General features: G+C 60.1%; 17 protein-coding genes. All 17 read left to right on the top strand.

Going from position 1 to position 23,755, the window contains the following annotated elements; all coding sequences use genetic code 11:
• The first annotated feature begins 4 nt into the window (after nt 1-4).
• A complete protein-coding gene (gene flgJ, locus FFH90_RS22780; RefSeq protein ID WP_111454410.1) occupies nt 5-1,303 on the top strand; it encodes a flagellar assembly peptidoglycan hydrolase FlgJ in 1,299 nt (432 codons plus the stop codon).
• 23 nt (nt 1,304-1,326) lie between these two features.
• On the top strand, nt 1,327-3,387 hold the full coding sequence (flgK, locus tag FFH90_RS22775; protein ID WP_138866127.1) for a flagellar hook-associated protein FlgK: 2,061 nt from the start codon (nt 1,327-1,329) through the stop codon (nt 3,385-3,387).
• Between the two features lie 13 nt (nt 3,388-3,400).
• Nucleotides 3,401-4,969, top strand: coding sequence for a flagellar hook-associated protein 3 (locus FFH90_RS22770; RefSeq protein WP_018929951.1), 1,569 nt, complete (start codon nt 3,401-3,403; stop codon nt 4,967-4,969).
• Between the two features lie 125 nt (nt 4,970-5,094).
• Nucleotides 5,095-8,667, top strand: coding sequence for a glycosyltransferase (locus tag FFH90_RS22765; RefSeq protein WP_138866126.1), 3,573 nt, complete (start codon nt 5,095-5,097; stop codon nt 8,665-8,667).
• A gap of 272 nt (nt 8,668-8,939) precedes the next feature.
• Nucleotides 8,940-9,713, top strand: coding sequence for a glucose-1-phosphate cytidylyltransferase (gene rfbF, locus FFH90_RS22760; protein ID WP_018925018.1), 774 nt, complete (start codon nt 8,940-8,942; stop codon nt 9,711-9,713).
• Nucleotides 9,695-10,777 (top strand): CDP-glucose 4,6-dehydratase, encoded by a 1,083-nt coding sequence (gene rfbG / locus FFH90_RS22755; protein WP_138866125.1) that lies wholly within the window; start codon nt 9,695-9,697, stop codon nt 10,775-10,777. The genes rfbF and rfbG overlap by 19 nt, the downstream gene beginning before the upstream one ends.
• Nucleotides 10,774-11,334: a dTDP-4-dehydrorhamnose 3,5-epimerase family protein gene (locus FFH90_RS22750; protein ID WP_111454407.1), complete on the top strand. Its 561-nt coding sequence runs from the start codon at nt 10,774-10,776 to the stop codon at nt 11,332-11,334. The genes rfbG and FFH90_RS22750 overlap by 4 nt, the downstream gene beginning before the upstream one ends.
• Nucleotides 11,331-12,557 (top strand): class I SAM-dependent methyltransferase, encoded by a 1,227-nt coding sequence (locus tag FFH90_RS22745; RefSeq protein WP_111454406.1) that lies wholly within the window; start codon nt 11,331-11,333, stop codon nt 12,555-12,557. The genes FFH90_RS22750 and FFH90_RS22745 overlap by 4 nt, the downstream gene beginning before the upstream one ends.
• Nucleotides 12,554-13,675, top strand: a complete 1,122-nt coding sequence (locus tag FFH90_RS22740) for a DegT/DnrJ/EryC1/StrS aminotransferase family protein (RefSeq protein WP_018925022.1) — start codon at nt 12,554-12,556, stop codon at nt 13,673-13,675. The genes FFH90_RS22745 and FFH90_RS22740 overlap by 4 nt, the downstream gene beginning before the upstream one ends.
• Nucleotides 13,672-14,337, top strand: a complete 666-nt coding sequence (locus FFH90_RS22735; RefSeq protein WP_018925023.1) for an acetyltransferase — start codon at nt 13,672-13,674, stop codon at nt 14,335-14,337. Before FFH90_RS22740 ends, FFH90_RS22735 begins: the two co-directional genes overlap by 4 nt.
• A gap of 31 nt (nt 14,338-14,368) precedes the next feature.
• The gene (locus FFH90_RS22730) at nt 14,369-15,097 is read left to right on the top strand and encodes a cephalosporin hydroxylase family protein (RefSeq protein WP_018925024.1); all 729 of its coding nucleotides are present in this window, start codon (nt 14,369-14,371) and stop codon (nt 15,095-15,097) included.
• A 54-nt stretch (nt 15,098-15,151) separates the two neighbouring features.
• The gene (locus FFH90_RS22725) at nt 15,152-18,085 is read left to right on the top strand and encodes a TIGR00180 family glycosyltransferase (RefSeq protein ID WP_111454404.1); all 2,934 of its coding nucleotides are present in this window, start codon (nt 15,152-15,154) and stop codon (nt 18,083-18,085) included.
• A gap of 30 nt (nt 18,086-18,115) precedes the next feature.
• Nucleotides 18,116-19,117 carry a UDP-N-acetylglucosamine 4,6-dehydratase (inverting) gene (pseB, locus tag FFH90_RS22720; RefSeq protein WP_138866124.1) on the top strand — a complete coding sequence of 334 codons (1,002 nt, stop codon included), beginning with the start codon at nt 18,116-18,118 and terminating at the stop codon, nt 19,115-19,117.
• Complete coding sequence (pseC, locus tag FFH90_RS22715; RefSeq protein WP_138866123.1) at nt 19,114-20,277, top strand: UDP-4-amino-4,6-dideoxy-N-acetyl-beta-L-altrosamine transaminase; 1,164 nt, start codon at nt 19,114-19,116, stop codon at nt 20,275-20,277. The genes pseB and pseC overlap by 4 nt, the downstream gene beginning before the upstream one ends.
• 6 nt (nt 20,278-20,283) lie before the next feature.
• The gene (gene pseF, locus FFH90_RS22710; RefSeq protein WP_018925028.1) at nt 20,284-20,979 is read left to right on the top strand and encodes a pseudaminic acid cytidylyltransferase; all 696 of its coding nucleotides are present in this window, start codon (nt 20,284-20,286) and stop codon (nt 20,977-20,979) included.
• Nucleotides 20,976-22,478 carry a UDP-2,4-diacetamido-2,4,6-trideoxy-beta-L-altropyranose hydrolase gene (pseG, locus tag FFH90_RS22705; protein ID WP_138866122.1) on the top strand — a complete coding sequence of 501 codons (1,503 nt, stop codon included), beginning with the start codon at nt 20,976-20,978 and terminating at the stop codon, nt 22,476-22,478. The genes pseF and pseG overlap by 4 nt, the downstream gene beginning before the upstream one ends.
• Complete coding sequence (gene pseI, locus FFH90_RS22700; protein WP_111454401.1) at nt 22,475-23,527, top strand: pseudaminic acid synthase; 1,053 nt, start codon at nt 22,475-22,477, stop codon at nt 23,525-23,527. The genes pseG and pseI overlap by 4 nt, the downstream gene beginning before the upstream one ends.
• Nucleotides 23,528-23,755: the final 228 nt, after the last annotated feature.

Below are 23,755 nucleotides of genomic sequence, written 5' to 3'. Positions count from 1 at the left end.
GATCATGGATATGCGCAAAAGCGGTCTGGTCAGCAGCAGCGATTCGGGTTCCTACTCGGACCTGAATCGTTTGAATCAGCTCAAGGTCGGCGACAAGAACAGCGATGCGAACATGCGCAAAGTGGCGCAGGAATTCGAGTCGCTGTTCCTCGGCGAAATGCTCAAGTCCATGCGCTCGGCCACCGAAGCGCTGGGCAAGGATAATCCGCTCAACACGCCGGCAGCCAAGCAATACCAGGAAATGTACGACCAGCAGTTGGCCGTTTCCCTGTCTCGCGAAGGCGGCGGTATCGGCCTGGCTGACGTGTTGATGCGCCAGATGTCGAAGAACAAACCGTTGGCGCCGGGTGAGGCTGCGGCAGCATCTGCCGCCAAGCAAGCCGCCGCGAAGGCCGCCGTGGAAACACCGATTGCCGCCGGTACGGTCGCCACCAACGGGCCGCTGTCGCGCCTCAACGGCGAGCGCCCGTTGTGGGCTTCACGCGCGGTGAGGGCGCCGGCAGGTGCGGGCGAGGGCGCACACCGCAACGACATGGCGCTGATCAATCAGCGGCGTCTGGCGCTGCCACCGAAACTGGCCGACCGTTTGCTCGCAGGGTTGGTGCCGTCGGCATCGACCACGGCGACAACCGCCACCGCAACGCAGAACAAAATCCAGGTGCCGCCGAGCACCGCGACCGGTTCCGGCCCGCTGTACAACGGCGATTGGCTGGCTTCGCAAACGGATACGAGCTCCAGCGGGCGCCTGCAGATTTATGGTCGTGCCATGGCTCAAATCCCCTTGGCGCCGGCGAAAAAAGCCTTCAGTTCCGCCGACGAATTCGTCAACACCATGCTGCCGATGGCCAAAGAAGCCGCCGACCGTATCGGTGTCGATCCGCGTTACCTGGTGGCTCAGGCCGCCCTGGAAACCGGTTGGGGCAAATCAGTCATGCGCGCCCAGGATGGCAGCAGTAGCCACAACCTGTTCGGGATCAAGGCCAGTGGTAACTGGAAGGGCGATTCGGCGCGGGCGATCACCAGCGAATTCAGAAATGGCCAGATGGTCAAGGAGACGGCTGAGTTCCGTTCCTACGCCTCTTACAAGGACAGTTTCCATGACCTTGTGACGCTGCTGCAAAGCAACAATCGCTATCAAGATGTGCTGAAGTCGGCCGATAACCCAGAACAGTTTGTACGCGAGTTGCAAAAAGCCGGGTATGCAACCGACCCGGATTACGCAAGCAAGATCTCGCAGATAGCCAAGCAGATGACGAGTTACCAAAACTACGCTGCAGCGGGCGCTTCCACTACGCCTTTATAGGCACAAGGCATAAGGTTTGAATCATGAGTTTGCTCAACATCGGGATGTCGGGTTTATCCGCTGGCCAAAGCGCGTTGATGGTGACCGGTAACAACATTGCCAACGCCGACACCGCAGGCTACTCGCGTCAGCAAACCGTGCAGGGCAGCAAGGCCTCGAATCAGTTCGGCAATGTCTACATCGGCACGGGTACGACCCTGGCCGATGTGCGTCGGGTGTACAACAGCTACCTCGATGCGCAACTGCAAACCACCACCTCGCTCAACAGCGACTCGGCTGCCTATGCCGGACAGATCAGCCCGCTCGATAAGTTGCTGTCGGACAGCGGCACCGGCCTCAACGGCGCCCTGACCAAGTTCTTCGCCTCGGTACAGAACGTCAACGCCAAACCGGGCGACGATGCTTCCCGCCAACTGCTGCTCAGCGATGCGCAAGCCCTGAGTAACCGTTTCAACTCGATCTCCAGCCAGTTGACCGCGCAGAACGCGGACATCAACGGCAACCTGGCGGACATGGCCGATCAGGTCAACAAACTGGCAGCCACCGTGGCCCAGTTGAACCAGAAGATCTCCGAAGTTTCCAACGCCGGCGGCCAGCCTAACGACTTGCTCGACGCGCGCAACGAGACCGTGCGCCAGTTGTCCACCTTCACCGGGGCGCAAGTGCTCGAGCGTGACGGTAACCTCGACATTTACCTGGGCAGCGGACAGCCGCTGGTCATGGGGAATACCGCCAGCAAGCTGGAAGTGGTGCCGAGCAAAGACGACCCGTCGCGTTCGGCCATTCAGCTCAATCGCGGTTCGAGCACCATCGATATCACCTCGGTGATGACCGGTGGCGAGATGGGCGGCTTGCTGCGTTATCGCAGCACCGTGCTGGACCCGGCCATGAATGAACTGGGGCGTGTGGCGCTGGTCGTCGCCGATCAGATGAACACCGTCCAGGCCCAGGGCATCGACAAGAACGGTGATTTTGGTTCGAACCTGTTCAACAGCATCAACACCGCCGCGCAAATGGCCCAACGCAGCGTTGCCACGGTCGGCAACAGCGCCGGCTCAGGCAACTTCGATGTGAGCATCGAGGACAGCGGCAAGCTGACCATTAACGATTACAAGGTCACCTTCACCAGCGCCACCAACTACACCGTGCAGCGTCTGCCAGAAGGCACCGCCATGGGCGCGTTCAGCACGCTGACCACGCCACCGCCGGTGATCGATGGTTTCTCCATGACACTTTCCGGTGGCACCGCAGCCGCCGGCGACACGTTCAAGATCACCCCGACCCGCAACGCGGCGACCAACATCAAGACCGAGATGACCGACTCCAAGCGTCTGGCCATCGCGGCACCGTTGGGCGCGGCCATTGCTGCGGGCGGCAGCGGCACACTGACGATTCCGGCCAGCGGTCAGCCGACCCTGACCACCAAGTTCGATATCTACGACACGGCGACCACCACCACGATCCAGAACGGCCTGAAGACGTCGACGCCGGTCAAGATCGTATTTGGTGCGGCCGGTGGTTCGACTCAGACTTACCAAATGCTCGATGCCCAAGGCAACTCGCTCAGCAGCGGTACCATCGTGCCGGGCCAGAACAATACGTTGAGCCTGACCATTCCACTGGTCGACGGCACCGGTGCCGCGATCAATGATCCGGGACCGCCCATCGTGCAGCGCACTGTGTCGTTTGACATGACCGTGGCCGGTTCGCCAGGTAACGGCACCGCGATCAACGTATCGCTCAGCCAGCCGGGTTCGCTGGATAACCGTAACGGCACCACACTGGCCGCCTTGCAGACCAAGCAGGCCGTGGACACCGGTTCGGCCAGCAACGGTATTTCCCTGAACGACGCCTACGGCAAGCTGGTCTCGGGCGTCGGCGCCAAAGCGGCCCAGGGCAAGCTCGACAGTGCTGCGACCACCGCGATTTTGGCCAACGCCAAGGGCGCTCGCGACTCGTTGTCCGGTGTCGACCTCGATGAGGAAACCGGCAACCTGGTCAAGTATCAGCAGTACTACACCGCGTCTTCGCAGATCATCAAGGCTGCGCAGGAAATCTTCAGCACACTGATCAACAGTCTTTAAGGAGTCGTAGCCCATGCGCATTTCTACCGCCCAGTTTTACGAGTCCTCTGCTGCCAACTATCAGAAGAACTTTTCCAACGTGGTCAAGAGCAGCGAAGAGGCCAGCAGCCTGGTTCGCGTGAATACCGCGGCGGATGATCCGGTCGGTGCTTCGCGTTTGCTGCAATTGGGTCAGCAGGCTTCGATGCTTGACCAGTACTCGGCCAACATGACCACCATCAAAGGCACCCTAGGCCAGACCGAGTCGGTGATGACCAGTATTGGCAACGTGCTGCAGCGCGCCAAAGAGCTGGCGCTCGGCGCAGGCAACGCTGGCTATACCGATGCCGACCGTCAGGCGAACGCTTCCGAACTGGGGCAGATTGAAGAGCAACTGCTCAGCCTGATGAACACCAAGGATGAAAACGGCAAGTACATCTTCTCCGGGTCCAAGGGCGATGTGGTGCCGTTCACCCGCAACACCGATGGCAGCTACGCCTACAACGGTGATCAGGTCACGCTGGATCTGCCGATTGGCGATACCCAGTCGATGGCCACCAACAGCACCGGTTGGGATGTGTTCCAGCAGGCGATCAACACCAGCCGTACTCAGACCACGCTCACCGCGCCTGCGGTCGATGACGGTCGTGTGGTGTTGTCCAACGGTCAGGTCGGCTCCGATGTCACCTACAACGCCAAGTTCCGCAGCGGCGAGCCTTACACCGTGGATTTCGTCAGCGGCACGCAGTTGAAAATTACCGATTCGCTAGGTAACGACGTCACCGCCGAGGCCAGTCAGAACGGCGTGTTCAGCTCCACCAACGGTGCGGCCACACAGACTGTCAATTTCCGTGGCGTTGATCTGAAGTTGAACATCAACCTGCAAGCGGGTGACGTCCCGGGTACAGTGATCACCGGGCACAGTTTCACCCTGGCGGCCAAGCCGGACAGCTTCACTACGTCTCGCAGCCCGGGGAATCCTTCGGCGGCACTGGTCACCGGTACCGCGGTCACCAACAGCGCCAACTACCACGCCAGTTTCCCGAACGGTAGTGCGATCCTCAAGTTCACCAGCGCCACGAACTACGATTTGTACGCCGCGCCACTGACCGCCAGCAGCAAACCGGTGTCCAGCGGCACCATGGCCGGTGCCACGGCAACCGCGTCCGGCGTTACCTTTACGTTGGCCGGTACACCGGCTGCGGGTGACCAGTTCTCCGTTGCAGTCAACACACACCAGACACAGAACGTTCTGGATACCGTCAGCCAACTGAAGACCGCACTGGCGACACCGACCAACAACAACCCGATCGCCATCCAGCAATTAAACGCGGCGATCGGTTCAGGCATTGGCAATCTGTCCAGTGGCATCGACCAGTTGGCGGCCGGCATCAGTTCCGTGGGGGGGCGCGGTTCGTCATTGACCACTCAGACTGAGATCAACCAGAGTCTGGCGCTGGCCAATACCCAGACCCAGTCGTCGATTCGCGATTCCGATCCGGCCGAAGTGATGACCCGCCTGACCCTGCAGCAAACCATGTTGCAGGCCTCGCAATTGGCGTTCAGCAAGATCGCTCAGTTGGGGCTGTTCAACAAAGTCTGAATCCAGGCCTTCGCGATTTATCGCGAGGGTTGCAGATTGCCGAGTGCAAACCGTCTTTTTTCAGCGGTTCCGGGAGGCTCCACTCTTTTTAGAGTGAGCTTCCGCCGCTCGAGAGTTCCCCTGCCGTGAAACCAGTCCCTCTTGTCAGCATCGCCATCCCCGCCTTCAATCCGCAGTTCTTTCAGGCGGCGTTGCAAAGCGCGCTGAATCAAACCTACAGCAACTTCGAAGTGATTGTCTGCGACGACAGTGTCGGCGACGAAATCCGCCGGATCGTCGAGGATTGTGAGGTGCCGCAGTCGATCCGGTTACGTTATGTACGCAATGATCGACGCTTGGGATTTCAGGGTAACCTCATGGCTTGCGCACAAGAGGCCAGCGGCGATTATCTGAAGCTGCTGTGCGACGACGATCAACTGTTGCCTGAGTGCATCAAGCAGCAGATCGAAGGTTTTATCGATCGTGATGACGTGAATCTGGTCATCGCCCAGCGACAGTTTTGCGACGGCGATTACATCCTGTTGTCCGAGCGGCTGGAAAACTGCTGTTTTTCTACTGGCATCACGCTGTTCAAGGGTGAGGATCTGTTGGGGATTCTGGAAAGCACCCTGGTCAACTTCCTCAGCGGTTTGAGCGGGGCGCTGCTGCGTACCCGTCATGCGCTGGAGTATTTGCCGGCGTTGACCCAGGTCGGTGAAGGTTTCGTGGCTCGCCTGGACTTCGCCTTGTTTGCCTGTTTGTTGCGTCGCGGCAATCTGGTTGTCGTCAGTCAGGTTCTGAGTCTCGAGCGCCTGCACTCGGCGCGATTGAGTAATCAGCCACACGTCAGGAATGCGCTGGCGACAGAGCTCGACTGGCTCAAACAGATGCTTGCATTGCGCAGTGGCGAGCCGGCACCTGCACCAGGCTGGGTGCGCTATATGGCTCTGGCCGATGCAGTCGATGGTCAGCCCTATGCCTGGGAAGAGTCGGGGTTGGGCCGATCCCTGAGTTTCATCCACACCCTGGTGCTTTCCCGGGTGGGTGACGACTGCGACAGTTTTGTCGACCTGTATCGTGAATGGTTGTCTTGCCGCACATTGAACCCCGCTCAACAGCGTCTTTTGCCTGCCCGCCTGCAGGGGTGGGCCTGGCGTCCGCGGATTGTGCCGATCGTCATTGATAGCGAAGGTAATAGCGTAGCGCTGGAAGATACGCTCAAGAGTATTCGTCAGCAGGTTTATGCCGCCGAGCAGGTGGTGGTGATTTCCCGTTCGGAGCATGCGCCCTGCGAAGGTGTGCGTCATGTACGTTTGCATGAAGAACCGGTCGCTCAGTTCAATCGACTGCTGAGGCAACTGGATGAGGCAGACTGGATCTATCTGGTCCGGGCGGGCGATCGTTTGAACGAGCTGGCCTTGTTGCTGCTGGCCGAGCGCATGGTCGAAATGCCGGACGTGCGCTGTCTCTATAGCGATGAGGGAGGGCTGCGCGATGAGGTGTCGATCGAGCCCGTGTTCAAGCCGGACTTCAATCTTGACTTGATGCGTAGTTACCCTTACATCGGCCGGGTCCTCGCTTTACAGCGTCAGCGGGTTCTCGAGCTTGGCGGCATTGTTGCGGGCTACGATGAGCTCGGTGTTCACGATCTGGTCTGGCGTCTGGTGGAGAGCAATGGCCCGCACGCCATCGGCCATGTGAGCGAAGTGCTCGTGGAGTCTGCCTTGCGCCTGTCTCAGTGGCTCTCGCAACCCCAGGTCATCGAGCAGAATCCTCGGGTACTTGCCGCGCATCTACAGCGTATTGAGGCGCCACACCGCATCCGTAGCGGCAGTCTGGCGCTGATCAATCGTGTTGACTACCTCCATGACCAGCAGCCTCTTGTATCGATCATCATCTCCACCAGGGACCAGATCGGTTCTTTGCAGCGCTGTGTTGAAAGTCTGTTGGAAAAAACGGCCTATTCGCGTTACGAGATTTTGATTGCCGATAACGCCAGCATTGCCGCAGATGCCTGTAGCTGGCTGGCGGCCATGGAGCAAATGGGCAGCGACAAACTGCGAGTGCTGCGCTGTGACTATGGCGACAACCAGGCAGCGGTGCATAACTTCGCCGCGGCCCAGGCGCGGGGCGACTATCTGCTGTTGCTCAGCCCCCATAACATCATCGTCAATGCCGATTGGCTGGACGAGTTGCTGAATCACGGCCTGCGCCCTGAGGTCGGTGTAGTTGGCGGGCGAATGCTGAGTCCGCAGGGCCGGATCGAGGGTTCGGCACTGGTTCTGGGGTTGCGGGGGGCCATTGGTGTCCCCAATCGCGGAGAGTTGCTCAACGCCCCTGGCTACATGCAGCGTCAGCAAACTGTACAGAACTTCAGTGCGGTCGGCGTCGATTGTCTCCTGGTACGCAAGCAGGTTTTCGACGAGTTGCAGGGGTTGGACGAACAACATTTGGCCCAGGCGCTTAATGGTCCTGATTTTTGTCTGCGTGTGCGGCAGGCCGGCTACCTGGTGGTATGGACGCCATACGCGGAGCTGGTGCAGGCGATCCCGGCTTCCACTGTCGGGCCTGCACCTAAAGTGCTGCAAGCTGAGCAGAAACACTTCTACCGGAACTGGTTGCCTGTGGTTGCCAGGGATCCGGCGTATAACCGGAACCTGAGTCTGGGCACCAGCAATTTCAGTCTGGAGCCGGGGTTCAAGGACGGGTGGGATCCCTTCACCCGTCAGCCCCTGCCCAAGATCCTGGCGATTCCGATCAACGCCACGGCGGTGGGGCATTATCGGGTCAGCCAGCCGTTCCTCGAGCTGGAGGCGGCAGGGCGAGTGGTAGGGCATTTGACCTACCATACGCCATCGGACATTGAACTTGAGCGGTGCTCGCCTGATGTGATCATCCTTCAGGGACGGTACAGTCAGGGGGCTGTCGATGAGGTCGAGCGAATCAAAAACTGTTCGCGCGCCTTCCGGATTTTTGAGCTCGACGATTATGTGATCGATGTGCCGAAAAAGAATGCGCACATCCGCAAGGCCGAAGTGGGTGTCGACAAACTGGTGCGGCGTGGTGTCGGATTGTGTGATCGGGTCGTGGTATCGACTCAGCCGCTGGCGGATGCATTGCGTGACATGCATCACGATATTCGGGTGGTGCCGAACATGCTTGCACCGCATCTGTGGACGGGCCTCACCAGTCATCGACGTACCTCGCGCAAACCCCGCGTAGGCTGGGGCGGCGGCACCAGTCATGACGGTGACCTGGCAATTATTGCCGACGTGGTGCGTCTGCTTGCCAATGAAGTCGAATGGGTGTTTTTCGGAATGTGCCCCGAGGCGCTACGACCATTTGTGCATGAGTTTCACGCAGGTGTCGGTCTTGAGGCTTACCCCGCCAAACTGGCCAGCCTGAACCTCGACCTGGCACTGGCTCCTCTGGAGTTCCACATCTTCAACGACTGTAAGAGCAACTTGCGTCTGCTGGAGTACGGCGCCTGCGGTTACCCGGTGATTTGCACCGACACAGAAGCCTATCGCGGCTATCTGCCCTGCACCAAGGTCGTGAGCAACAGCACCGAGGAATGGCTCGAGGCAATCCGCATGCACCTGTCCGACCCTGATGCGAGCTATCGCATGGGCGATGCGCTGCGTGAGGAAGTGCTGCGCGATTACATGCTCAAGGGCAACAACCTCAACTACTGGGCTGAGGGTTGGTTACCGAACTGATTGAACCTGGATGTACACCCGCAAGCGGCCTTGGGCTCGCTTTTATGCTTGGGGACGAACCCGGTCTGCATGATCCGGATTCGTCCCTTTTTTGTGCCTTCTATCTGGATTCATGAGCTGGCGCGTTTCCTGCAAGTCCCCCTGATATCGCCATAAAACGAGCGCTTGCGGCCGGTACGCCAGCGTCTGACATGGCAGAACGTTTTAGCCAGACAGCCCGCAAAAGCTTGAAACAGCTTGGCCGAGCTCTGTGAAGAACAAGAGGGGAGACGATGAAGGCAGTAATTCTGGCGGGTGGCCTGGGCACGCGCATCAGCGAAGAATCGCACCTGAAGCCCAAGCCGATGATCGAGATCGGTGGCAAGCCAATTCTTTGGCACATCATGAAACAGTACTCCGCCCACGGGATTCATGACTTCGTGATCTGCCTTGGCTACAAGGGCTATGCGATCAAGGACTTCTTCGCCAACTACTTCCTGCACACCTCCGACGTCACCTTCGACATGTGCAACAACCGTATGGACGTTCACCAGAATTACAGTGAGCCGTGGCGCGTCACGCTGATCGACACCGGTGAGGAAACCATGACTGGTGGTCGTTTGCGACGGGCCGGCCGCTATCTGGAAAACGAAGAAGCGTTCTGCTTTACCTACGGCGACGGCGTGTCTGACTTGAACATCAGCGCCCTGGTGGATTTTCACCTTTCCCACGGCAAGCTTGCCACGGTCACGGCGGTCCAGCCGCCCGGTCGTTATGGCGCCCTGGAGCGCGAAGGTTATCTGGTTCGCGGTTTCACTGAAAAACCTCGTGGGGACGGTGGCTGGATCAATGGTGGTTTCTTTGTGCTGTCGCCTAAGGTGCTGCCGCTGATTACCGCGGATGAGACGGTTTGGGAGTCCGAACCTTTGACCGGCCTGGCCAGCGATGGCCAGCTTGCTGCTTTCCAGCACGACGGCTTTTGGCATCCGATGGATACCCTGCGCGACAAGAACCACCTCGAAGCGCTGTGGCAGAGCGGGGAGGCCCCATGGAAGCAATGGGCCTGAGTCCGGAGTTCTGGCGTGGCAAACGGGTGCTGCTGACCGGCCACACCGGTTTCAAGGGCAGCTGGTTGACGTTGTGGCTGCAAAGCCTCGGGGCCGAGGTCAGCGGGTTTTCGCTCGATCCGTCCACCGAGCCGAGCCTGTTCGAACTGGCGCGGGTACATGAGGGCATCAACGATCAGCGTGGTGATCTGCGTGATCTGGGCGCCTTGCTGGAACTGATCGTCGAAACCCAGCCGCAAATCGTCCTGCACCTGGCGGCCCAACCGCTGGTGCGCGAAGGCTATCGCGATCCGCTCGGCACCTATTCCAGCAACGTCATGGGCACGCTCAATCTGCTCGAAGCGATCCGCCAGGTCGGCGGCGTGCGTGCCTGTGTGCTGGTGACCACCGACAAGGTCTATGCCAACAAGGAATGGCTGTGGCCGTACCGCGAAGACGAAGCCCTGGGCGGTCACGATCCTTACAGCAGCAGCAAGGCTTGCTGCGAATTGTTGGCGCAGTCTTACGCTGCCTCGTTTTTCCCGGCTGACAAGTACGCCGAGCATGGCTTGGCGTTGGCCACCGCGCGGGCCGGCAACGTGTTGGGCGGTGGCGACTTCGCGCCGGAACGCCTGATTCCCGATGTGCTCAAGGCCTGGTCGGCCGACCAGCCGGTAACCCTGCGCTACCCGCAAGCCGTGCGCCCCTGGCAGCACGCTCTTGAACCTTTGGCGGGTTACCTGCAATTGGCTGCCGGTCTCTACGAACAAGGCCCACAGTTTGCCGGCGCGTGGAACTTCGGTCCGAGCGAAGCGGACATGTGCAGCGTCGGTGAAGTGGTGGAGTTGCTCGCCAACCGCTGGCCGCAAGCGCGCGGATTGCGTATCGAGCCGAGTGATTTGCACGAAGCCGGCCTGCTGCGTCTGGACAGCAGTCGCGCCCGTCAACGGTTGGCCTGGCAACCGCGCTGGTCGTTGCAGCAGTGCCTGACCCAAACCCTCGATTGGCACCTGGCATGGCAGAACGGTGATGACATGCGTGAAGTCACCCTGAACCAGTTGAACCTGTACCGAGGCGCGTTGTGAGCGAGTTCTTGTTGAAAGCCTTACCGCTGGCCGGTCTGTTCAGCGTGCAGCACAAACGCTTCGAAGATGATCGCGGGCACTTCGCCCGGTTGTTTTGCGAAGGCAGCCTGAGCGCTTTCGGCCAGCCGTTTCATATCCGCCAGATCAACCACTCCTGCACCCGTGAGCGGGGCAGTGTGCGCGGTCTGCATTTTCAAAATTCCAATGCGCCGGAAGCCAAGTTGATTACCTGCCTGCGCGGCGAAGTCTGGGATGTGGCGGTGGACTTGCGCCCCGATTCCGAAACCTTTCTGCACTGGCACGCCGAGCACCTGAAGGCCGGTGATGGTCGCAGCTTGCTGATCCCGGCCGGGTTCGCCCACGGCTTCCAGACGCTGACCGATGACGCCGAATTGCTCTACCTGCACAGCGCTGATTACACGCCTGCGCACGAGGGCGGGTTGTCGGTGAACGATCCACGGCTGGCGATTGCCTGGCCGTTGCCTGTCAATAATCTGTCGGCCAGGGATTCCAGCCATCCCTTGATCGATGAACACTTCGCTGGAGTGCGTCTATGAACTGCCGTGGTTGCGGTACTCCTCTGGCCTTGCCGCTGATCGATCTCGGCACCTCGCCGCCATCCAACGCCTATGTGCACGCCGATCGCCTGGAACAAGCCGAGCAATGGGTACCATTGAAGGTCGCGGTGTGTCAGCAGTGCTGGTTGGTGCAAACCGAGGATTACACCAGCGCCGACAGCCTGTTCGATGCCGAGTATGCGTATTTCAGTTCGTTCTCCAGTACCTGGCTGGCCCATGCCGAGCGCTATGTCGCGGAGATGGTCGAACGCTTCGGCCTGACTGCCGACAGTCGCGTGGTGGAAATCGCCGCCAACGACGGTTACCTGTTGCAGTACGTTGCCGGGCGCGGCATCCCCTGCCTGGGCGTTGAGCCAACCCGCAGCACCGCGCAAGCGGCGCGGGAAAAAGGCCTGGAGATTCGCGAACTGTTCTTCGGTCGCGACACCGCCGCGCAGCTGAAAAGCGAAGGCTGGGCCGCCGACCTGATGGCCGCCAACAACGTGTTGGCGCATGTGCCGGACATTAATGATTTCCTCGGTGGTTTCTCCACCTTGCTCAAGCCGACCGGTGTGGCGACGTTCGAATTTCCGCAACTGCTGACGTTGATGGCCGGGCAGCAATTCGACACGCTGTATCACGAGCACTATTCCTACCTGTCCCTGACTGCCGTGCAGACCTTGTGCGAGCGCAATGGCCTGGAAGTATTCGACGTCAGCCAGTTGTCGACCCATGGCGGTTCGTTGCGGGTGTTCGTCCAGCGGGCCGACGGTGTTCGCCGTGAGGTGCAGCCAGCCGTTCAACAGCAGTTGCAGGCTGAACTGGCAGCGGGAGTGAAAACCCCCGAGTACTACGCGACCCTGGCGCCAGCGGCCGAGGGCATCAAGCACCAATTGCTGCGTTTCCTGTTGCAGGCCAAGGCTGACGGAAAACGCGTGGTCGGTTATGGCGCGGCGGCCAAGGGCAACACCTTGCTCAACTACGCCGGGGTCAAACCGGACCTGTTGGCCTGGGTGGCCGATGCCAACCCGCACAAGCAGGGCAAGTACTTGCCGGGCAGTCGAATCCCGGTGGTTTCGCCCGACCGCATCGATCTTGAAAAACCCGACTACATCCTGGTTTTGCCCTGGAACCTGTTGACTGAAATCACCCAACAATTCGCCTCGGTCAAAGTGTGGGGCGCGCGGTTTGTTGTCGCCGTTCCGGAGTTGAGCATTCAATGAGCAGAATTCATTACACCAAGCCGAGCGTGGGCGAGTTGGAAGCCCGGTATGCCCTGGACGCCGTTCAGAACGGTTGGGGCGCACGTTGCTACGAATATCTGACGCGTTTCGAGCATGGTTTTGCCGAGCATCTTGGCGCCACCTACGCCATCGCGACCTCCAGCTGTACTGGCGCCTTGCACATGGGGATGGCGGCGTTGGACATTGGTGCTGGCGATGAGGTGATCCTGGGCAACACTAACTGGATCGCGTCGGCGGCGCCCATTACCTACCTGGGTGCCACGCCGGTATTCGTCGATGTTCTGGCGGATAGCTGGTGCCTGGACCCGGAGCAGGTCAGGCGTGCAATTACCCCGCGAACCAAAGCCATTCTCGCAGTGCACCTCTACGGTAACCTGTGTGATATGGACGCCTTGCTGGCGATCGGTCGGGAACACAATATTCCGGTGATCGAAGACGCCGCTGAGGCCATCGGCTCGCAATGGCGTGGTCGGGCGGCCGGTTCTCTAGGCGCATTCGGTGCGTTCTCGTTTCATGGCACCAAGACCATGACCACCGGCGAGGGCGGGATTTTCGTCACCTCGGACAAAGCCTTGTACGAGCGCGTCCTGACCTTATCCAACCATGGCCGGGTCGCTGGCAGCACCAAACAGTTCTGGCCGGAGTTCATCGGCTTCAAATACAAGATGAGCAACCTGCAGGCCGCCGTCGGTTGCGCTCAGGTCGAGCGTATCGATGAGCTGATCAGTCGCAAGCGTGAGATTTTCGCCAATTACGCCCGCGCCCTGACATTACTGCCGGGTGTTTCCCTGAACCCTGAGCCTGAGCACTCGCGTAACGGCTACTGGATGCCGACAGTGGTGTTCGATGCGGAGACCGGGATTCGCCGGGATGAGTTGATCGCCGCTTTCCAGGCTGCCGATATCGATGCCAGGGTGTTCTTCTGGCCGTTGTCGTCGTTGCCGATGTTCAGCGAACACTCTGTCGACACACCGGTGGCTTTCGCCTTGCCGGAGCGCGCATTCAACCTGCCGAGTTATCACGATATGACCGACGCCGATCAGCAACGAGTGGTGGATGTCGTGCGTGCCCTGCTCGCAAAAAGGCAGCTGTCGTGAAGATTTATTTGCTGGGCGCGGCCAACCCCGAAGCGGTGCGCATGCTTCACGCGGTGAAGCGCAGCACCCCCAATGTCGAATTCGCCTTTCTGGATAACGACCCGAGTAAGCAGGGCACGCTGTTTTATGGGGTACCGGTGATCGGCGGCTCGGATCGGGTGAGCGAACTCAAAGGGCCTCAGGCGCGCTTCGTGAACCTGATCACCGGCAGTACCCGGCTGCGCTACGAGACCACCCGCCAACTGGTCGAGGCCGGCGCCACCCTGGGCCAATTCGTTCACCCGGGTATCGACCTGACCATGATTCGCATGGGGCAGGGCAGTTATCTACAGGAAGGCGTGCTCATGCAGGCCGAAGTAACGCTGGGCGACAACACCAGTATCAGTGCCGGCAGCGTGGTGGGGCATGAAGGACGGATCGGCCACTCGGTTTTCATGGCACCTGGGGTGTGTATCGCCGGTTGCGTGGAAATCGGCGACGGGACATTTATCGGTACCAACGCCACCATCCTGCCGCGCCTGCGCATCGGTCGCTGGGTCACCATCGGCGCCGGCGCCGTTGTCACCAAAGATGTTCCGGATTATTCGGTCGTGGCGGGCAATCCCGCCAGGATCATCAAGACCAACGCGGTGCCTTACCCCGACGGTAAGGTATTCAAGTAAGCCGTTTCCCTTTTTTTTTTGGAGAGTTGCGATGAATCCCCATGAGCAGTTTCGTGAAGAAGTAAAAGGCAACATCGAAGGTTTGAAGAAAGACAAAGCGCTGCAGGCCGAGTCCCTGGACTGGGTCGGCACCACGGCCAAACACAAGTACACCTACAACTTCAGCTGGATGGGCCGCCCGATCATTCAGTTCCCCCAGGACATGGTGGCCATGCAGGAAATCATCTGGAACTTGCGCCCGGATGTGATCGTGGAAACCGGGATTGCCCACGGCGGGTCGTTGGTGTTTTACGCCTCGATGCTGGAGCTGATCGGCCATGGTGAAGTACTGGGGGTCGACATCGATATTCGCCAGCACAACCGCGAAGCGATCGAAGCCCATCCGATGAGCAAACGAATCCAGATGATTCAGGGTTCGAGCATCGACACCGCGATCGTCGATCAGGTGCGCGAGCGCATTCAGGGCAAGAAAGTGCTGGTGGTGCTGGACTCCAATCACACCCATCAACACGTGCTGGAAGAGTTGCGCCTGTATGCACCGATGGTCTCGGTCGGCAGCTACTGCGTGGTCATGGACACGGTCGTCGAAGACATGCCGGAAGACGCCTTTCCGGACCGTCCATGGGGCAAGGGTGATAACCCTAAAACCGCCGTTTGGGCGTACCTGGAAGAAAACCGGGATTTCGAGATCGATCAGGCGATTCACAGCAAACTGCTGATCACCGTCGCGCCGGATGGCTACCTGCGCCGGGTGCGTTAAACGACAACTTCATTCAAGTGTTCATCAGGCAATAGGTCTGTGGCGGGGAAGGATATGCAAGGCATTTACGGTTCTGAAAACACGTTGCCCCTGAGTGAGCTGTTCACTCTGGTGCTGATTACGCACAATCGTCCGGCGTTTTTGCGCAGGGCGTTGCAGTTCTACAGCACGCTGCCTTGCAGGATTCTGGTCCTTGATTCGTCAGCCGTTGCTCTGGATGGCGCGGCGACGGTTGCAGACACCATCGACTATCGGCATTTGCCGCAGTTCGGCTATTGGGGCATCCAGGCCAAGCTGGTATACGGTGTCGAACAGGTCACCACGCCGTACATGGTGTTCGCCTCCGACGATGATTTCCTGTTGCACGGTGCTCTCACCGAATCGGTGAACTTCCTCGAAGCCAACCCCGACTACGGTTTGTGCCACGGCTATTGCCTGATGTACCTGACCCACGCCAATTATGTGCAGTACTACCGTCGCGACAAGAAGGTGCAGGAGGATTACAACGCCGAACAAGGCCAGGACCGTGTACTCGATTACATGGGGCAGTACATTCCGCCGTTCTATGCCGTGCATCGGACCTCGTTGTTGCGTGACTGGTACGAAGCGATGCCGGAAGGCACGATCTTCCAGTGGCAGGAAATCGGCCACGTGTACTACATGCTGGCACGGGCCAAGGCGCGAATTCTCCCGGCACCCTATGTGGTACGTGAAGTCAATTACGGGCGTTCGGATCACAACACCGAAATCATGACGACCTTGAGTTTCAAGGACGCCCGCTCTGTCGCCGAGCGCGAGCGCTTTGCCGGGTTCCTGTCATCGCTGCCGACGGGTATCACCGGTCTCGACCAACAGCAGACCGCCCAGTTGGCCCTGCAAAGCTTCGCCGCTTTGGCCGACAGCCTGACTGCCCGCAACGCGCTGACCATCGAACCGATATTCGAGTCTTACTGGACCGATCCGACGGTCGGCCCGAAGCGTGTCTTCGGCCCGGAGCAATACGTCGAGATGCCGTTCTACAACAGCGCCTTCTTCGAGCAACTGGCGGAGTGCGAGTTTCTGCTCCATGCAATGCCGGCCGGCCGTTTGCAACTTGAGGAAATGGAAGGGACATTGCTCAAGCAGCAGACACTGCAGCGTACTTACTCCAATGACAGTCCGGCGACGATCCAGACGCGCCTGCTTCAAGCCGTGGAACTCGGCGCCTTCAACCGTCGAGTCGTGCAAAAGCTCGCTCAGCAACTGGTGGACATGGGGGAAACGGCTGATGCCCAAGTGTTGGCCGATTGGGTGCAGCGCCTGGACAGTGTGCCGACCCACGATAGTCGTCAGTTGCTCGACACGATGCCGTCGGGACGTCTGCTCAACTGGTTGCAGGCACGGGAGCCAAATGAGACTGCGGTGAGGAAAATCAACCAGCATCTGGCAGCCAATGACGGTGGACCTCAGTTCGGCATTTTGTTGCTGGACCTGGACGCAGACATGGACAAGCTTCAGGCCAGCTTCGATAGTCTGATGGAGAGCGCGTTCCGGGCCTTCAAAGTGGTGGTCTTCACCACCGGTGATCTGCCGGCAGTCACCACCGAACAAAACACCCTGCATTTCGTCAAGGTCACCACCAGCAACTATGTCGATAAGCTGAACCAGATTGCTCGCCAGTCGACCTCGGACTGGTTGCTGCTGGCCGAGGCGGGCGACGAGTTCACCGCCGCGGGTCTGTTGCGTGCCAGCCTGGAGTTGCAGAACGCCGAGGGTTGCCGTGCGGTGGCGGTGGACGAGATTCATCGTCAGGCCAATGGCACGCTGGTCGATGTCTTCCGTCCCGCCTTCAACCTCGATTTGTTGCAGAGCCTGCCGGCGCTGACTGCGCGGCATTGGCTGATCCGGCGTGAGGTGTTGGTGGAGGTCGGCGGTTTTGCTCGTGAGTTCACTTCGGCGCTCGAGTTCGACCTGTTGCTGCGCCTGATCGAAGCCGGCGGCCTGGCCGGGCTCGCGCATCTGGCAGAGCCTTTGCTGATCACCCAGGCACCGCTGCCGGGGCCTATTGAACACGAACGCCAGACTCTGGTTCGTCATCTGGCGACCCGCGGATATCAGGCCCAGGTCAGTGCCGAAGCGTCGGGAGGCTACCGTATCGACTACCGTCACGCCGATCGTCCGAAGGTTTCGATCATCGTTCACAGCCAGGACAACCTGGAGTGTTTGCAGCGCTGCCTGGTCAGCGTGTTGCAACGCACGCGCTATCAGAACAATGAGATCGTGATCGTCGACAATCACAGCCAGTCCGCCGAACTGCTCGCCTGGCTGGAAAGCCTGGAGCAGAACGGTCGTGGCCGGGTTCGTCTGGTCAGGGCAGAGCAGCGTCTGAGCACTTCGGCACTACTTAACCTGGCTGTAGAACAGGCTCAGGGCGAATACCTGGTGCTGCTGGCGGCGGACGCCGAGGTCGTTAACGCCAACTGGATCGAGGCACTGCTTAACCAGGCGCAGCGTCCTGAGGTAGGAGTGGTCGGGGCCAAACTGGTGGATGCCAATGGCAATGTGACGGGGGCCGGTTTGATTCTGGGCCTCAATGGCGGGGTCGCTTCACCTTTCGCAGGCGAGAAAAAAGATGCCCAGGGCTACATGCGTCGCTTGGTCGTCGAACAGAACTATCAGGCTGTCTCTGGTGCTTGTCTGATGATTCGCAAGCAAGTGTTTGATGACGTCGGTGGATTGGACCAAGAGCATTTCGACGAGGCTTACGCCGATGTCGATCTGTGCCTGAAAGTTGCCGACGCAGGTTTGCTGACGGTCTGGACACCACAAGTGCAGATTACGCACCCCGGGACTTTGCCGGACAATCCGCAGGCGGCAGCTGCCCTGCGTGACAAGTGGCCCGCCCGTTTCGAGCAGGACTCAGCCTACAACCAGAACCTGGCCTTGACTGGCAAGGGCTTTACCCTCGGCGAACCGACCAGCATTGACTGGGCGCAGTTGCTCGCATAAGCCTGGCTGACAGGTAAAAGGACTCAAGGCATGTTCAACGGTAAATCGATTTTCATCTCTGGCGGCACCGGTTCGTTCGGGCGCAACTTCATCCGCCGCTTGCTGGAGCAATACCAGCCCAAGCGGGTGGTGGTGTTTTCCCGCGATGAGCTCAAGCAGTACGAGATGCAGCAGACGTTCAACGCGCCGTGCATGCGTTACTTCATCGGTGATGTGCGCGACGCCGACCGTTTGCGTCAGGCCATGCGCGGTATCGATTACGTGGTGCACGCCGCGGCGCTGAAGCAAGTACCGGCGGCGGAATACAACCCCACCGAATGCATCCGCACCAACGTCAACGGCGCGGAAAACATCATTGCCGCGGCCATCGACAACGGCGTGAAAAAAGTTGTCGCGCTGTCCACCGACAAGGCTGCCAGCCCGATCAACTTGTACGGCGCGACCAAGCTGCTGTCGGACAAACTGTTCGTGGCTGCCAACAACATTGCCGGCGAGCAACAAACCCGGTTTGCCGTGGTGCGCTATGGCAACGTCGCTGGCTCACGGGGTTCGGTGGTGCCGTTCTTCAGCAAACTGATCGCCGAGGGCGCCAAAGAGCTGCCGATCACCGATGAGCGTATGACGCGGTTCTGGATCACCCTCGATCACGGCGTGAAGTTTGTGCTCGACAGCTTCGCCCGCATGCACGGTGGTGAAGTGTTTGTACCGAAGATCCCGTCGATTCGCATCGTCGATCTGGCGCAGGGCATGGCTGAACATTTGCCGCACAAACACGTCGGCATTCGTCCGGGGGAAAAACTCCATGAGCTGATGGTGCCGTTGGACGACGCGCGCATGACCCTGGAGTTCGACGATCACTACACCATTCAGCCGTCGATCCGTTTCACCAGCGTCGACGTGGATTTTGCCGTGGACAAACTGGGCGAGCAGGGCCGGCCGGTGGGCGAAGATTTCGAGTACCGTTCCGATACCAACCCGTACTTCTTGTCCGTCGGCCAGATCGCCGACCTGCACGCGGAACTGTCGGCATGATTCCCTACGGTCGGCAAAGCCTCGATCAGGCGGACATCGATGCGGTGGTCGCCGTGTTGCAGTCCGACTGGCTGACCCAAGGGCCGACCATCGAGCGTTTCGAACAGGCGATGGCCGAGCGTTGCCAGGCCGATTTCGCGGTGGCGGTGTGCAATGCCACGGCGGCGTTGCATATTGCCTGCCTCGCCGCGGGCCTGGGGCCGGGCGATCGGTTGTGGACCACGCCGAACACCTTTCTGGCCTCGGCCAACTGCGGTCGCTACTGCGGCGCCGATGTCGATTTTGTCGACATTGACCCGCTGACCTGGAACCTCGATGCCTACACCTTGGCGTCGAAGTTGGAAATCGCCGAGCGCGACGGCAAGCTGCCGAAAGTGCTGGTGGCGGTAGCGTTCTCCGGGCAGAGCTGCGATATGCGCATGATCGCCGAACTGGCCGAGCGTTACGGTTTCACGGTGATCGAGGATGCCTCCCACGCGGTCGGCGCATCCTATGCCGGGCGCCCGGTGGGTTGCGGTGAATTCGCGGCAATGACCGTGTTCAGTTTCCACCCGGTGAAGATCATCACCAGTGCCGAAGGCGGCATGGTGCTGACCAATCGCCCGGAACTGGCCGAACGCTTGCAACGCCTGCGCAGCCACGGCATGACCCGTGACCCCGAGCAGATGACCGAACCCAGCCACGGCCCCTGGTACTACCAGCAAGTGGAGCTGGGCTTCAATTACCGGATCACCGACCTGCAAGCGGCCCTCGGTCTGTCACAGCTGAACAAGCTCGATGGCTTTATCGAGCGTCGACGCGAACTGGCGGCGCGTTATGACCGGTTGCTGGCGTACTTGCCGCTGACCTTGCCCAGCGCGCAGCCTGAAGCCGAATCGGCGTGGCATCTGTACGTGGTGCGCTTGCAGACGGAGCGGATCAACCTCAGTCATCGACAGGTGTTCGAAGGCTTGCGAGCGGCCGGTGTCGGGGTGAATCTGCACTATATTCCCGTGCACTTGCAGCCGTACTATCGCGACCTGGGTTTTGCCGAGGGTGATTTCCCCCAGGCCGAACGTTATTACGCCGAGGCCATCAGCCTGCCGCTGTTTCCTCTGCTGAGCGATGAACAACAGGACTATGTGGTCGAGCAATTGCGACGGCTGATCCTTGAGGAGTAGTGACTCTTGAGCTGTGTTGCGATCATTCCGGCCCGTGGTGGCAGCAAGCGAATCCCGCGCAAGAACCTCAAGCCGTTCGACGGCGTGCCGATGATCGTCCGTTCGATTCGCACGGCGTTGGAGTCGCGTCTGTTCGACCAGGTGATCGTCAGTACCGACGATGAGGAAATCGCCGAAGTCGCACGAGCCAATGGCGCTCAGGTGCCGTTCATGCGGCCTGCGGCACTGGCTGACGATTTCACCGGGACTGCGTCGGTGATCGTGCATGCCTTGAATCAATTGCCACCGTTCGACCATGCCTGCTGCGTCTACGCAACGGCGCCATTGTTGCAGGTGCGTTATCTGCGTCAGGGGCTTGAATTGCTGGTGCAGCACCCGGACAAATCTTTTGCGTTTTCAGTCACCGGTTTTGGTTTTCCGGTGCAGCGGGCCTTGACCCTCGACGCGCAGGGCGCCCTGACCTCGCTCTATCCGGAGTTTCGTGACACCCGCTCCCAGGACTTGCCCGAAGCCTTTCAAGACGCCGGCCAGTTCTACTGGGGACGCAGCGAGGCCTGGTTGCGTGGTGATGCACTGTTCTCGCCAGCGAGCCTGCCGGTGATTCTGCCGCGCTACCTGGTACAGGACATCGACACCCTTGAAGACTGGAAACGCGCCGAATACCTTTACGCCGCATTGAAGGCTGGTGGTGAGTTGCAATGAGGATACTGATCCGCGCTGACGCGTCGCCAACCATTGGCAGCGGCCATATCGCCCGCTGCCTGACCCTGGCCAGGGTGTTGCGCAAGCAGGGCACGCACGTTGCCTTCGCCTGTCGCCTGCTGCCGGGGCATCGACTGGACAGCCTGGCCAGCGAGGGCTTCGAGACCTTCGCGCTGCCGGCACGCTACCCCGATGAAGATCCGCAGCAGGCCATCGAATCGATGCTGCCCTGGCAGGCGGACATCGCCGCGCTGGCGCAAGCCCTGGAAAGCCATCCGGCTTTCGACTGGATCATCGTCGACCACTATGGCCTCGATCATCACTGGCAGACTGCGGCCCGTCGCTGGGCATCACGGATCGCCGCGGTGGATGACCTGGCCACTCGGCAGTACCGCGTCGATCTGCTGCTCAATCAAAATCTGTCGGGCACCCCAGAGGCTTATGCCTCGCTGCTGACGCCCGACTGCCAGACCTTGCTCGGTCCACGTTTTGCGATGTTGCGCGATGAGTTCTGCTGCCCGGCGGTCGAGATCAAGCCTCGGGCCAGGCGAGTATTGGTGAACTTCGGCGGCTTCGATGCGGCCATGCAGACCCACCACGCGATGTTGGCGCTGGCGGACCTTCATGAGCTGGAGGTCGATTTCGTGGCGGGGGCCGACAACCCGGCCTGGGAGCAGATGCAGGCGCTGGCGGCGTATCGTCCGAACTGGCGCCTGCACAGTTTTGTCAGCGATTTCTATCGGCTGATGACCGAGTCCGACCTGTTTATCGGTGCCGGTGGCGGCACCAGTTGGGAGCGGGCGGCCATGGGGCTGCCGACGATTTGCATTGCGGTCTCGAATAATCAGCAGGCCAACGGCGAGGTGATGGCGACCTCGGGCGCTCATGTGTTCCTGGGCAACCGCGAGCATGTCAGCGTCGAACAATTGCGTCAGGCCATTGGTTTTGTCGTAGGCAATCAAGGTTTTCGTCAAAGTATGGCCGAACGCTCACGGCAGTTGGTCGATGGCCGTGGCGCGCAGCGGGTGGCGGCAGCACTGGCGGGAGCGGTACTGCAGGTGCGTCGAGCCGATCCGGACGATGCGCAATTGTTGTTCGAGGGACGTAATGCCGAGGCGGTACGGCGCTGGTCGCTGGACACCCACGCCATCGATTGGCAGCGGCATCAGGTCTGGCTGGCTGCGAGCCTGAACAACCCTCAGCGACTGCTGTTGATTGCCGAGGCGGATGACGGCCCGGTCGGTATGCTGCGCTATGACCTTGACGGTACGCGGGCCGAAGTCTCGATCTATTTGTTCGAAGGCCGATTCGGCCTGGGCTGGGGCAGGGCGCTGCTGGCGCGGGGCGAAGCGTTCGTCACGGCGCATTGGCCACAACTTGAGGCCATCACCGCTCAGGTGCTGCCGGCCAATCAGCCATCGCTGAAGGTTTTCCGCGAGGGTGGTTTTACTCAGAGTGCTTGCGCGTTCACGCGCGTATTGAAGGATCCAGAACAATGACCAGTTTCAAGATCGGTAATCGCTCGATCGGTGCCGATGCGCCACCGTTCATCATTGCCGAGATGAGCGGCAACCATAACCAGTCGCTGGACATGGCGATAAAAATCGTCGAAGCCGCAGCCAAGGCCGGCGCCCATGCCTTGAAGCTGCAAACCTACACCGCCGAGACCATGACTCTGGACTTGTCCGAAGGCGAGTTCTTCATCAAGGACCCCAACAGCTTGTGGGCCGGTTCTTCGCTGTATGCGCTGTACGAAAAGGCCCACACGCCGTGGGAATGGCACGCGCCGATTTTCGCCCGGGCCAAAGAGCTGGGCATGCTGGCGTTTTCCACACCGTTCGATGACACCGCGGTGGACTTCCTCGAAAGCCTCGATGTGCCGGCCTACAAGATCGCCAGCTTCGAGAACACTGATCTGCCGTTGATTCGTCGGGTTGCGGCCACCGGCAAGCCGCTGATCATTTCCACCGGCATGGCCAGCATCGCCGAGCTCGATGAAACCGTGCGTGCCGCCCGTGAGGCCGGTTGCAAGGATCTGGTGTTGCTCAAGTGCACCAGCACTTACCCGGCGACGCCCGCCAACAGCAACGTGCGCACGATTCCTCATCTGCGTGAGTTGTTTGGCTGTGAAGTCGGTTTGTCCGACCATTCGATGGGTGTCGGGGTGTCTGTCGCCGCCGTAGCGCTGGGGGCGACGGTGGTGGAAAAACACTTCACCCTCGACCGTGCCGCCGGAGGCGTGGATGCCAGTTTCTCCCTGGAACCGGCCGAACTCGCCAGCCTGGTGGTCGAAACCGAGCGCGCCTGGCAGGCCATGGGCCGGGTGCATTACGGCGTGACTGACGCCGAGCGCAAGTCCCTGGTGTACCGCCGGTCGCTGTATGTCACCCAGGACATGACCGCCGGTGAGCCATTTACCGCCGCCAATCTGCGGGCCATCCGTCCGGGCCTGGGGCTGGCCCCGAAACACGCTGAAACCCTTCTGGGCCGCCGTGCCCGCCAGGCCATCAAGCGCGGAACGCCGCTGGACTGGTCGCTGGTCGAATAACCGCTTGTGGGGCTGATTCGGCAAAATAGCGTGACCTGCGAGTCATTACGCGCATCTTCACTGTATTGTATAAATAGGGAAGAGGGCGCCTGGCCTGCTTTTGGCTCAGTGATGGCCTTTTACTCTTCCCGCTGTCACCTCGTTGAGGGCGACGTTATTCGTTGTTTGTCGGCGCCCCTCGATTCCTTGCGAGCGGTGGTATTGGGCTGTTTATTATTGGGAAGCCGT

This window comes from Pseudomonas sp. ATCC 43928, from assembly GCF_005938665.2.
GTDB lineage: Bacteria > Pseudomonadota > Gammaproteobacteria > Pseudomonadales > Pseudomonadaceae > Aquipseudomonas.
The sequence above is the reverse complement of the archived record's forward strand: the minus strand, read 5'-3'. Positions and strand labels throughout refer to the sequence as shown.